The 12,557-nt window shown below is 61.7% G+C and carries 11 protein-coding genes; 2 read left to right on the top strand and 9 right to left on the bottom strand.

Features of this window, described 5'->3' with window-relative positions; all coding sequences use genetic code 11:
- Window positions 1–312: 312 nt before the first annotated feature.
- The 8 genes from rpsO to rimP form a co-directional block, all read right to left on the bottom strand.
- A complete protein-coding gene (rpsO, locus tag FHT76_RS23075; RefSeq protein ID WP_016552226.1) occupies window positions 313–582 on the bottom strand; it encodes a 30S ribosomal protein S15 in 270 nt (89 codons plus the stop codon).
- A 157-nt stretch (window positions 583–739) separates the two neighbouring features.
- A complete protein-coding gene (locus tag FHT76_RS23070) occupies window positions 740–1,591 on the bottom strand; it encodes an alpha/beta fold hydrolase (protein WP_183863247.1) in 852 nt (283 codons plus the stop codon).
- Window positions 1,592–1,721: 130 nt separating this feature from the next.
- Window positions 1,722–2,654 carry a tRNA pseudouridine(55) synthase TruB gene (gene truB / locus FHT76_RS23065; RefSeq protein ID WP_259185906.1) on the bottom strand — a complete coding sequence of 311 codons (933 nt, stop codon included), beginning with the start codon at window positions 2,652–2,654 and terminating at the stop codon, window positions 1,722–1,724.
- Between the two features lie 12 nt (window positions 2,655–2,666).
- The gene (gene rbfA / locus FHT76_RS23060) at window positions 2,667–3,077 is read right to left on the bottom strand and encodes a 30S ribosome-binding factor RbfA (protein WP_183863242.1); all 411 of its coding nucleotides are present in this window, start codon (window positions 3,075–3,077) and stop codon (window positions 2,667–2,669) included.
- 75 nt (window positions 3,078–3,152) lie between these two features.
- Window positions 3,153–5,909 carry a translation initiation factor IF-2 gene (gene infB, locus FHT76_RS23055; RefSeq protein WP_183863240.1) on the bottom strand — a complete coding sequence of 919 codons (2,757 nt, stop codon included), beginning with the start codon at window positions 5,907–5,909 and terminating at the stop codon, window positions 3,153–3,155.
- 100 nt (window positions 5,910–6,009) lie between these two features.
- On the bottom strand, window positions 6,010–6,699 hold the full coding sequence (locus FHT76_RS23050; protein ID WP_183753773.1) for an RNA-binding protein: 690 nt from the start codon (window positions 6,697–6,699) through the stop codon (window positions 6,010–6,012).
- Window positions 6,699–8,303 (bottom strand): transcription termination factor NusA, encoded by a 1,605-nt coding sequence (nusA, locus tag FHT76_RS23045; RefSeq protein ID WP_114710517.1) that lies wholly within the window; start codon window positions 8,301–8,303, stop codon window positions 6,699–6,701. Before nusA ends, FHT76_RS23050 begins: the two co-directional genes overlap by 1 nt.
- A gap of 62 nt (window positions 8,304–8,365) precedes the next feature.
- Window positions 8,366–8,971: a ribosome maturation factor RimP gene (gene rimP / locus FHT76_RS23040; RefSeq protein WP_037131128.1), complete on the bottom strand. Its 606-nt coding sequence runs from the start codon at window positions 8,969–8,971 to the stop codon at window positions 8,366–8,368.
- A gap of 227 nt (window positions 8,972–9,198) precedes the next feature.
- Between rimP and FHT76_RS23035 the strand changes: the two genes are divergently transcribed.
- Window positions 9,199–10,830, top strand: coding sequence for an MFS transporter (locus FHT76_RS23035; protein WP_259185905.1), 1,632 nt, complete (start codon window positions 9,199–9,201; stop codon window positions 10,828–10,830).
- Between the two features lie 8 nt (window positions 10,831–10,838).
- Window positions 10,839–11,294: a GNAT family N-acetyltransferase gene (locus FHT76_RS23030; RefSeq protein WP_259185904.1), complete on the top strand. Its 456-nt coding sequence runs from the start codon at window positions 10,839–10,841 to the stop codon at window positions 11,292–11,294.
- A gap of 2 nt (window positions 11,295–11,296) precedes the next feature.
- Here FHT76_RS23030 and FHT76_RS23025 read toward each other — a convergent pair whose 3' ends face one another.
- Window positions 11,297–12,550 carry a lytic murein transglycosylase gene (locus FHT76_RS23025; RefSeq protein ID WP_259185903.1) on the bottom strand — a complete coding sequence of 418 codons (1,254 nt, stop codon included), beginning with the start codon at window positions 12,548–12,550 and terminating at the stop codon, window positions 11,297–11,299.
- Window positions 12,551–12,557: the final 7 nt, after the last annotated feature.

Raw genomic sequence — 12,557 nt, 5'->3', positions numbered from 1 at the left:
TTGTCCTTCAATGCGGGAACGCGCGCCTGCCCTCCAAGGCACGGCACACGGTCAACCGCAATCGGTGTGACACATCATGGGCAAGACAACGGGAGGCTTTGCATCAACGGTCCCGGAAGAGACCGGGCCAAAGCTCATCGAGCCCTGGCCGAAAGCATCCGGCAATCCTGCCCCATGACAGGTCAACGGTTGGTTTGGCAGAACCGGCCCATCCGGGTCTGCCGGGCAATCCGCCACGGGTGGCGGGTGGGGAAAGGTTCCCCGAAAAAAATCCGGCGGGCGTCCCAAGGGGGAGCGCCCGCCGAGAAATCATTAGCGGCGGATACCCAGGCTGCCGATCAGCTTGGTGTAGCGGCCTTCGTCCTTCTTCTTGAGGTAGTCAAGAAGCGAGCGGCGGCTGGAAACCATCGTCAGCAGACCACGGCGGGAATGATTATCCTTCTTGTGGTCCTTGAAGTGGCCGGTCAGGTTGTTGATACGCTCGGTCAGGATGGCAACCTGAACTTCCGGAGAACCGGTGTCGCCTTCGAACGTTGCGTATTCCTTGATGAGAGCCGTCTTGCGCTCAGCAGTAATCGACATCGGATGTTCCTTTCTATGAGAGGAGATTAGGTCGCCAAAAGCCGGGATGTCGTCCAGCTTTGGCCGCGAATGCATCCGGACAAAGCCCGATTGCTGGCGCTGCCTATAAACCAAATGCGTTGCAATGGAAAGAGGCATGCCACAGATGGCCGATTGGTCACTTTCCAGCCATGGCATCGCGGATCATGGCGTTGTAACCCTCTGGGTCCTGCAGCATGGCGAAATGGCTTGCGTCCTTCAGGATCACCAGCTTCGACCCCGGAATCTGCTTGGCCATCATCTCGGTATGGTCAACCTTGACGGCCTCGTCGTGATCGCCGATCGCCAGAGTAACGGGCACCTTGATCTTGCTGAGGTCGTCGGCTGTCCAGGCAGGCTGGCTTCCCCACATACCAGAGATCTGGGTGACGAAGGCATCATATTCGTTCGGCGTCGGCGACAGTCTCTTGTAGGTCTCGCCGGCCGCGTTGATATAGTCGCTGAAGGTCTTGTTGTTCATGACGTCGGCCTTGACGCCGTCGGTCGTGACGTTTGCCGCCTGCGCGACCACGCGCGTCAGCTTCTCAGGGTTCTTCATCGCCATGTCGATGCCGATGATGCCGCCATCCGACCATCCGACCAGCGTCACCTTGTCGAGCTTCAGATAATCCAGCAATGCGACGTAGTCCGAGGTCATCAGGTCATAGCCGAACGGCTGCTGGCTGCGCGTCGAGCGGCCATGTCCCCGGCTATCGGCGACGATTACCCGGTGGTCCCTGGCGAACTCAGCCACCTGATAGCCCCAGACATCCGCGCTGCCGAGTCCGCCGTGGATGAACAGCATCGGCTCACCCTCGCCGTATTCGGCGTAGTACATCTCGATGTCGTTGACGGGGGCCATGCCGCTTGTCTTAGGGGCCGGCATCGGCGGGAAGGCTGGCAACATCGCCCAGCGCTCTGCCGAGCACGCGTCGGCGGCTATCAAAACCGCCGAGAAGAACATCAGGATGCCGGCTGCAAGTCTGCGCATGACTGTCTCCCTGATCCGAAGGGCTCCGCGGCCCGGATCAGGGAAACATATCTCAATGGCAAAGGCTGACAACTGCCATCTGAGGTTTCGTTCGGCCTGCAACGGGCCGAAACCGGAGGTTTATCGAGCCTCAGCCGAACACGCGCTTCGGGCGGAACTCACCCTGGCCGATCTCGCCGATCGCGACCAGTTTGCCGCGGGACGTGGCATAGGCTTCGCTTTCGGCAACCGGTGCATCGCGACCGCGCACGAGGATCGGATTGCCCATCTTCAGCCTGTGCGCCTGGTCGTCGTTGACGACCAGATGCGGCAGCGAGGAGAGCGCTTCGCTGGTCTCGATCAGCAGGGCATCCAGAGCTGCAAGCCGTTCGTCCGCGTCTTCGACTGTCTCAAGCGCAACGAGATCGGCAAGCGGTATCATCGTCTCTTCGGCAAATGGAGCGACAAAGCTGCGACGCAGGCCGGAGATATGGCCATAACAGCCAAGCTCGCGGCCGAAATCGCGCGCAAGCGCCCGCACATAGGTGCCCTTGCCGCATTCGACCTCGAAATGCGCCGTATTGGCATCCTGGCAAGACAGGAGCGTCAGACGGAAAATCTCGACCTCGCGCGACGGAATCTCGACGGCTTCACCTTCACGCGCCAGATCATAGGCGCGCTCGCCCGATATCTTGATGGCGGAAAATTGCGGCGGCACCTGACTGATCACGCCGGTGTATTTCGGCAGGAGGTCGCGGATCTGCTGTTCGCTCGGGCGCTTGTCGGAGCTCTGCGTCACATCGCCCTCGAGATCGTCCGTTGCACGCTCCTCGCCCCAAGTCACGGTGAATTCGTAAATCTTGGGGCCGTCCATCACGTAGGGGACGGTCTTGGTCGCATCGCCAAGGGCGATCGGCAACATCCCCGACGCCAGCGGGTCGAGCGTGCCGGCGTGACCGCACTTCTGCGCCTTGAACAGCCACTTTATCTTGGAAACGGCTTCAGTGGAGCCGAAATCGACCGGCTTATCAAGGATCAGCCAGCCCGAGATCGGGCGGCCTTTCGGTTTGCGTGGTTTGGACATCAGTCTCTTCTACTATTCTTCTTCGGTATCGCCGTGATCGAGATCGCGCTGGACCTCGGGCGAGCGCAGCAACTCGTCGATCTTCTTGTAATTGTCGAAGCTCGTATCGTCGCGGAAGCGGACCTCCGGCATGTACTTCATCTGCCGTAGCTGGGACCCGAGGCGGCCGCGAATGTATTTTGCATTGCGGTTTAGCGCACCAATCACCGCATCATGATCCGTCACACCGAGCGGTGTCACGTAGGCCGTCGCGATCTTCAGATCGGGTGACATGCGGACTTCGGAGATGGAAATGACAGTCTTCTCGATCACGTCATCGCGCACTTCGCCGCGCTGCAGAACCTGCGTGATCGCGGCGCGAACCTGCTCGCCGACGCGCAGCATACGCTGCGAAGGTGCGGAGGTTGTTGGTCTTGTTGCCATTTTTCTTTGCCTCAAAAGGTTCGGGCGCCGGCCTCAGTTGATCCGGCGCCCGTCCAAATTTCCAGTTTCACACGATCAGAGCGTACGCGTGATGTGCTCGACGCGGAAGCACTCGATCGTGTCGCCGGCGCGGATGTCTTCGTAATTCTCGAAAGCCATACCGCATTCCTGGCCGGAATGCACTTCCGAGACTTCATCCTTGAAGCGCTTGAGCGTCTTGAGCTTGCCTTCGTGGATGACGACGTGGTCGCGGACGAGGCGAACGCCGACGCCACGCTCGACCTTGCCTTCGGTAACGCGGCAACCCGCGACCTTGCCGACCTTCGTGATGTTGAACACCTCGAGGATCTCGGCATTGCCGAGGAAGGTTTCGCGACGCTCCGGCGAAAGCAGGCCCGACATCGCCGCCTTAACGTCATCCACCAGATCGTAGATGATGTTGTAGTAGCGGATTTCGATGCCCTGGCGCTCAGCCAGCGTACGAGCCTGCGCATTCGCACGGACGTTGAAGCCGATGATCGCGGCGCCAGATGCCTCGGCAAGCGAGATATCCGATTCCGTCACACCGCCGACGGCCGAGTGAACGATGCGGGCACGGACTTCGTCGGTACCGAGCTTTTCGAGCGCGCCTGCGATCGCTTCGATCGAACCCTGCACGTCGCCCTTGATGACCAGCGGGAACTCCTTGACGCCAGCGGACTGCAGCTGCGTCATCATCTGTTCCAGCGAGCCGCGCTGGCCAGAATGGCGGGCGGCGGCCTTGTCGCGAGCGAGACGCTGGCGGTATTCCGAGATCTCGCGGGCACGGCTTTCGTTTTCGACGACGGCGAACCTGTCACCGGCCTGCGGCGTACCGGAAAGGCCAAGCACCTCGACCGGCATGGCCGGCGGGGCTTCCTTGACATGATCGCCCTTGTCGGTGACGAGGGCGCGGACACGACCCCAGACATCACCGGCGACGATGATCTGGCCAGGCTTCAGCGTACCGTTCTGGACGAGAACCGTGGCAACCGAACCGCGGCCGCGGTCGAGCTGAGCTTCGATGACCGTTCCTTCCGCCGTGCGGTTCGGGTTGGCCTTGAGGTCCAGGATTTCGGCCTGCAGCAGGATGGCTTCCAGCAGCTTGTCGAGGTTCAAGCCGGTCTTGGCCGAAACTTCGACGTCGAGAACTTCACCGCCCATCGATTCCACGAAGACTTCGTGCTGCAGGAGCTGCGTGCGCACCTTCTGCGGATCGGCACTCGGCTTGTCGACCTTGTTGATCGCCACGATGATCGGAACACCAGCGGCCTTGGCGTGGTTGATCGATTCGATGGTCTGCGGCATGACGCTGTCGTCGGCCGCAACGACCAGGATCGCAATGTCCGTCGCCTGTGCACCACGGGCACGCATGGCCGTGAAGGCGGCGTGGCCAGGGGTGTCGATGAAGGTGATCTTCTGACCGTTCTGCTCGACCTGATAAGCACCGATATGCTGGGTGATGCCGCCGGCTTCGCCGGCAACCACGTTGGCATGGCGGATGGCGTCGAGCAGCGAGGTCTTGCCGTGGTCGACGTGACCCATGATGGTCACAACAGGCGGACGGGAAACGCGATCGCCTTCGGCGTCGGCAATGTTGAAGATGCCTTCTTCAACGTCAGATTCCGAAACGCGCTTGACCGTATGGCCGAATTCGCCGGCGATGAGCTCCGCGAGGTCGGCGTCGATGACGTCGCCCGGCTTCATCATCTGACCTTCCTTCATCAGGTACTTGATAACATCAACGGCGCGTTCAGACATGCGCTGCGACAGTTCCTGAATCGTGATGGTCTCCGGCAGGATGACTTCGCGGACAACCTTTTCGCGGGTTTCCTGCATCTGGCTGCGGCGGAACTTCTCCTGGCGGCGGCGCATGGCGGCCATCGAGCGGCCACGGGCGTTGCCGTCGTCGTCGGTGCTCGCAGCGGTGATTGTCAGCTTGCCCTGACGGCGGCCTTCGTCGCCCTTCGGGCGCGCGGTAACGGGCTTTGCCGGTTCCGGACGCACGATACGGCCACGCGCCGGAGCGCCGCCACGCGGTGCTGCGCGATCGTCTTCGTCGGATTCGCGGCGACCGCGACCGGCAGGTCCAGGTGCAGCGGCTCCCGGCGCCGGACGCGCCTGGGCCGGCGACGGCGCGCCATCGGGACGCCGTGCGGCGGGAGCCGACGGCTGAACGCGTGGGGCTTCGGCGCGAGGCGCGGCAGCAGCGGACGCTGCAACTTCAGCCGGAGCCGGAGCCGCAGCAGCGGCGGCAGCTTCCGCGACACTAGCAGCAGCTTCCTCTGCAGCGCGGCGCTTGGCTTCTTCAGCCTCGGCAGCCTGGCGCGCAGCTTCTTCAGCGGCACGACGCTTTTCTTCTTCGGCGCGGCGAACCGCATCTTCAGCATCGCGAACCTGCGCCATGGCGAGCGCGCGGCGGCGTGCATCCATTTCCTCAGGCGACAGATGATTCAGAACCACCGGACGGGGGCGATCCTGCTGGCGCGGAGGCTGAGAAGATGGCTGTTGCGGACGCGACTGCTGGCCGCCGGCCGGCTGGATGCGCGGCTGCGGAGCCTGCGGTGCACGCGGCTGATGCGCGCTCGGAGCGGCTTCGGTGCGTACCGGGGCGGCGGCGGAGCTTACGGGGGTGATCGGGCGTTCGTCTTCCGGACGCATCGGACGCCGCTTGCGGGTCTCGACAACGACCGCCTTGGTGCGCCCGCGGCCCATGTCCTGGCGCACGGTGCCCTGGCTCATTCCCGACGGCTTCAGGGTCAGAGTCTTCTTGCCCGGGCCGTTCAGTGTCTTGTCGTCATTGCTATCGGTCATTCGTTCCCGTTCCTTCGGACAGGGAGCGATGACGTCATCAAACCCTGTCAATCAAATATGTCGATCAATGATATCGGGGCCGGACAAGCCGGTGACCGCATCATTGTTTTTGCCGGCCAGCGCCGCCCGCTGCCCGGGACTGACCGCCGTTGCGGTACTGTTCGAGCATCTTTGCGCGCTTCACTACACCCTCACCCGCCTGCCCTGCAAGCACTGCAGCATGGATAAAAGCGTTCTGGCCCATCAGGCCTTCCATTTCGCTCTCCGAGAAGAGACGGTAGGAAGGTATTTCCTCCTCGGTCTCCATTCCGAGGTGCCAGGCCTTGCGGGCCTGGTCGATTTTTCTCACGCCGTCTTCGGCGGCATTCGTTGCGTGGAACACCGCAATCGCGGCCCCACTCCTGACTGCGGCATCCACTTTCGCGGAGCCGGTAACGAACTGCCCCGCCTTGCGGGCCATGTTCATCATCTGCATCAACTGCTGCGCTAGCAGCATCCCGACGGTTTCGCCGAGAGCGGCGTCCGCCTTCACATCCGCTTTCAACGCACGGGCGAAGAGCTTCTTCGCCACGGCCTTGTCGACCAGCGAGCGGTCGATCTTCACCCAACAGCCGCGTCCCGGAAGCTGGCGCTTCAGGTCGGCGATGACTGTCCCATCCGGAGCGGCAACGAAGCGGATCAGCTCATCCGGCGATCCGCTTTCGCGCGTCACGATGCACATGCGACCATTCACGTCATATCCTGCAAGATCCTCGTCCTCAGGAGAAACGGTCGGCTCACGCGCGGACATTATACTTCCTGCTCGGCCTCGGGAGCTTCTTCAGCTTCCGCGTCCTTGGCGAGGTCTTCCTCGGTGATCCAGCCAGCCGCGAGGCGAGCCTGAACGACCATCTGCTCGGCCTCGACGCGCGAAACGTCGAATTTGGAGAACAGGCCCTCGAACTTCTTGGTCTCGCCGTTCTTGCGTTCGCTCCAGCCAACGAGATCGTCAGCGGCACAGCCGGCAAAGTCCTCGATCGTCTTGATGCTGTCTTCGCCGAGTGCGACCATCATCTGGGCGGTCATGCCGTCGATCTGGCGCAGTTCGTCGGAAACGCCGAGCGCCTTGCGCTTTTCGTCCATTTCGGCTTCGAGCTTTTCGAGATATTCGCGAGCACGGGTCTGGATTTCCTGTGCCGTGTCTTCGTCGAAACCGTCGATCGAGGCGATTTCGTCGAGATCGACGTAGGCCAGTTCTTCAACAGCCGCGAAGCCTTCGGAGGCCAGAACCTGGCCGACCATTTCGTCAACGTCGAGCGAATCCATGAACAGGTTGGTGCGCTCGTTGAATTCCTTCTGACGGCGCTCGGATTCTTCGGCTTCCGTCATGATGTCGATGTCCCAGCCGGTCAGCTGCGAGGCCAGGCGAACGTTCTGGCCGCGACGGCCGATGGCCAGCGACAGCTGCTCGTCGGGAACGACGACTTCGATGCGCTCGGCATCTTCATCGAGAACGACCTTGGCGACTTCAGCTGGCTGCAGGGCGTTGACGACGAAGGTCGCCGGGTCCTGCGACCACGGAATGATGTCGATCTTTTCGCCCTGAAGCTCGCCGACAACGGCCTGAACGCGCGAACCACGCATACCGACGCAGGCGCCGACCGGATCGATCGACGAGTCGTTCGAGATCACGGCGATCTTGGCGCGCGAACCCGGATCACGGGCAACGGACTTCACCTGGATGATGCCGTCGTAGATTTCCGGCACTTCCATGGTGAAGAGCTTGACCATGAACTGCGGATGCGTGCGCGACAGGAAGATCTGCGGGCCGCGCTGTTCACGACGAACGTCATATACGTATGCACGGACGCGATCGCCATAGCGGACGTTTTCGCGCGGGATCATTTCGTCGCGGCGGATGATGCCTTCGCCACGGCCGAGGTCGACGATGACGTTGCCGTATTCGACGCGCTTGACGGTGCCGTTGACGATTTCGCCGACGCGATCCTTGAACTCGTCGAACTGGCGGTCACGCTCGGCTTCCCGAACCTTCTGGACGATAACCTGCTTGGCGGACTGGGCGGCAATGCGGCCAAAATCCATCGGCGGCAGCGGATCGGCGATGAAATCGCCAAGGGCTGCGTCCGGGTTGCGGTCGCGGGCCAGTTCGAGCGGGATCTGGGTCGAATAATCCTCGGCCTTGTCGACAACTTCGAGCAGACGCTGAAGACGGATTTCACCGGTCTTCGGATTGATGTCGGCGCGGATATTGGACTCGGTGCCGTAGCGGGAGCGCGCGGCCTTCTGGATCGCATCTGCCATCGCGGCAAGCACGATCTCGCGGTCGATCACCTTTTCGCGCGCCACTGCATCTGCGATCTGCAGAAGTTCGAGCCGGTTCGCACTGACTGCCATTGTCTTTTCTCTCCGTCTAGGCGTTCAGGGTTCCCTTTCCCCGGCGCCACAAGTTGATCGGTTTATTCTTCGTCTTCCGCTTCGTTCTGGTTCGCGGCCTCTGCCTTCGCCAGCTTGTCGGCGCGCAGTGCATCGCGGATCAGATCGTCGGTCAGAATGAGCTTCGCATCGGCGAGGGCCGTGAAAGGAATGACGATATTCTGTTCCTCACCCTCGGAAACCTGATCACGCTCGAGCGTGAAACCGTTTGCGTCGGTTGCAACGATCTTGCCCCGGAAGCGCTTACGGTTGCCGACCATGATCGACGTTTCGCACTTCAGAAGGTGTCCCTGCCAGCGCACAAAATCGGACTTCCGCACCATCGGGCGGTCGATACCCGGCGAAGACACTTCCAGATGATACTCTCTATCGATCGGATCTTCCACATCGAGAACCGGAGAAACGGCCATCGAGACCTCTTCACAGCCTTCGACGTCCATCGTTCCATCGTTGCGCTCGGCCATGATCTGCATGGTGGCGCCGTTCTGGTTGAGCATGCGTACGCGGACCAGACGGTAGCCCAGGTCAACAAGCACGGGCTCGATTATGTCCGCAAGGCGCTGATCGAGACCGGTCTCGGTGATCAGCCGCGGCTCAAGTTCATTGTTGGCGTTCGTCGGATCCGACAAGCGATGCGCTCCTCGCAATTTTCTGCATTTCGGATGATCGCGGTAATAAAAAAGAGCGGGTCCTTGCGGCCCACTCTTCATCAAAACGATCAAGATTTGAGAGCCATATAGGCCGGTTTTTACGAAATTGCAAGGTCCGTCGCCAACCTTCGGCTTGGCGGTCGCCCAAGGTAGCCAGCGGCATCTTTCGGCATATATTGGTCGGGGGACCGTCATCGGGAGGGATCGTGCCTTACAACTCGTCGACACTGGCGCCGCTACGGCACGAAACCTACCGAACAATCTGGCTTGCAAGCCTCGCTTCGAATTTCGGCGGCCTGATCCAGGCGGTCGGCGCCGCCTGGCTGATGACCACCATCACCTCCTCAGAGAACATGGTCGCACTCGTGCAAACTTCGACGGCACTGCCGATCATGCTCTTCTCGCTCGTATCAGGTGCACTCGCCGACAGCTTCGATCGTCGCCGGGTGATGCTGACGGCGCAATACTTCATGCTGGGCGTCTCCGCACTGCTCAGCATTTCGGCTTATTTCGGCTGGCTTTCGCCGTGGCTTCTGCTGTTCTTCACGTTTCTGATTGGCTGCGGCACGGCATTGAACAACCCATCATGGCAGGCGTCCGTCGGCGACATGGTGCCACGTGCGGACCTGCCTGCAGCCGTGACGCTCAATAGCGTCGGCTTCAACATCACCCGCAGCGTCGGTCCGGCGATTGGTGGCGTCATTGTCGCCGCCGGTGGGGCGGCGGCAGCCTTTGCCGCCAACACGTTCAGCTACTTCGCACTGATTTATGCGCTAATCCGTTGGAAACCGAGCCTGCCGACTTCCACCCTTCCACGGGAAACGCTGGGCAGGGCGGTCTTTGCCGGGCTTCGCTATGTGTCGATGTCGCCCAACCTGCAAAAGGTACTGCTGCGTGGCCTCATTTTCGGAATCAGCGCCAGCTCCATTCTGGCGCTGCTGCCGATCGTGGCGATCAACCTGGTTGTCGGCGGCCCGCTGACCTACGGCCTGATGCTCGGTTCCTTCGGCATCGGCGCGATCGGCGGTGCGATGTTGAATGACCGGCTGCGTGACCGCTTCTCGAGCGAAACGATCATACGGATTTCGTTCGCGGGCTTTGCCTTGAGCGCCGTCGTCGCCGCCTTCAGCCCGATTGCGGCGCTGACCTGTGCCGGACTGGTGGTATCCGGCGCCTGCTGGGTGCTGGCGCTATCACTGTTCAATACGATCGTGCAGCTGTCGACGCCGCGCTGGGTCGTCGGTCGCGCGCTGTCACTCTATCAGACCGTGACCTTCGGCGGCATTGCCGGTGGCAGCTGGATCTGGGGCGTGGCCGCCGACCGCTACGGTGTCTCAAACGCCCTGTTGATCTCCGCGGTCGTCATGCTCTTCGGCATCGTCGTCGGGCTACGCTTTGCCATGCCGGCGTTTGCCTCGCTCAACCTCGACCCGCTGAACCGCTTCACCGAGCCGGCGCTCAGTCTTGATATCACCCCGCGCAGCGGCCCGATCGTCGTCCAGATCGATTACGAAATCGCAGATGCTGACGTGCCGGAGTTTCTGGCGCTGATGGGCGACCGCCGGCGCATCCGCATTCGCGACGGCGCCCGCAATTGGGCGCTGATGCGCGACCTCGAAAAGCCCGGGCGGTGGACGGAGACCTACCATACGCCGACCTGGGTCGAATACATCAGGCACAATCAACGCCGCACCCAGGCCGATGCCGAAAACATCGAACGGCTGCGCGACCTGCACCGCGGTGAACAACTACCGCAGGTGCACCGGCTGATCGAGCGTCAGGCGATTCCACCCAATGACGACGTCTTCTACAAGGCGCCGATCGACCTCCACCATTGAGACAAGACATGCATTCCTTCCGCCCTGCCCGTCGTTCCGATCTGACCGATATCATCGGCCTACTTTCCGATGACGATCTCGGCGCCACGCGCGAGGTCGTCTCCGATCCACCAGATACCAGGTATATTGCAGCATTCGCGGCGATCGAGGCCGATGCCAACCAGTTGCTGGCCGTCGCCGTCGATGAGCGCGATCGCATCGTCGGCTGCCTGCAGCTGACGTTCATCCCTGGTTTGTCGCGGACTGGGATGTGGCGCGGGCAGATCGAAAGCGTGCGTGTCGCCAGAGACGCCCGCGGCTCGGGCCTCGGCTCCGATTTCATCGAATGGGCTGTTGGGCGCTGCGCCGAGCGCGGTTGCGGCCTGGTGCAATTGACCTCCGACAAATCGCGGACGGAGTCGATCCGGTTCTACGAGAAGATGGGGTTCGTCGCGAGCCACGAAGGGCTGAAGCGTAGCCTCTAGGTTTACTTCAACCTGCCGATCATCGATGCCTCGGGATAACAGGTGGGCTTCATGCCATTCTTTTCTTGCCACTGGCCGATGGACCGGCGCGTCTTGTAGCCTGGCAAGCCATCGGAGCCGCCGACATCGTAGCCCTTCTTCTCCAGTGCCTTCTGCATGGCTGCGACGTCGGAGCGCAACATCTTGCCGACATCGCCCCACGGCCCCTGGAAGGCGCCGGAACCATAGGCAATCCGATCCGCGAGGTTGCCGATATAAAGGGCGTAAAGATCGGAGTTGTTGTACTCCTTGATCACGTAGAAATTCGGTGTGACGACGAATTCCGGCCCATCGCGGCCGGCCGGGACGAGCATCATCCCTGATGCTTTGCCTTCATCGGAAGGGAAGGCCTTGCCCGATATCCTGACAATGCCGAGCGATGCCCAATGCGACACCGGCTTTGCGAGATCCGGTCCCTCCTGCGCGCATGAGACCTGCGCCGGGATAGTCACCTCGTAGCCCCAGCCGCGGCCGCGCTGCCAACCTTTCTGCGCCAGGAAGTTGGCGATAGAAGCAAGGGTATCGGGGACCGACGTCCAGATATTCGGATGGCCGTCGCCATCGAAATCGACCGCATATTTCAGATAGCTGGTCGGCATGAATTGCGGCTGGCCGAGTGCCCCGGCGGATGACCCCTTGAATTCGGCCGGCGTTGCGTCGCCACGATCAATGATGTGGAGAGCTGCGAGCAGTTCCGTGCGGAACATCTCCTTGCGCGTCGACATGAAAGCCTTGGTCGCGAGCACCTCGATTGCCGAGTTCGGGATCTTGGCCGCACCGAACCCCGTTTCACGGCCCCAGACAGCCAGCACGATCGACCCGGGAACCCCGTAAGTTTTCTCGATCTTCTTCAACGCCGAGGCATGTTGCGAGGCAAAACCGCGGCCGGTGGCCGCCAGTCGCTTCAGCCGATCATCATTGAAATAGGGTGCCGGAGAGGAAAATTCGGCCTGCGTCTGCTTCTGCTCCTTCGGCGGCGGAAAGCCGGGAGGGGCGAGATCCGTCAGGCTCCAATTGAGTTCGACACCGGCGAACGACGCACGGAACGCTCGCTCGGAAATGCCGTTCTTCTGCGCTTCCGGCCAGAGATCGTTCTGCACCCATTTCTCGAACTGCGCTTCGACATCGGCCTTCGACGCGGAAAGCACCGGCGTGCATGACAGAGCCAGAAGCGCCGCCGTCGCGGTCAAAAGGCGGCCGAAAATGCGCTTGCTCATGCTTCCC

The sequence above is a fragment of the Rhizobium sp. BK176 genome (genome assembly GCF_024808055.1).
Note: the sequence above shows the minus strand (reverse complement) of the source record. Positions and strands in the feature narration are given on the sequence as shown.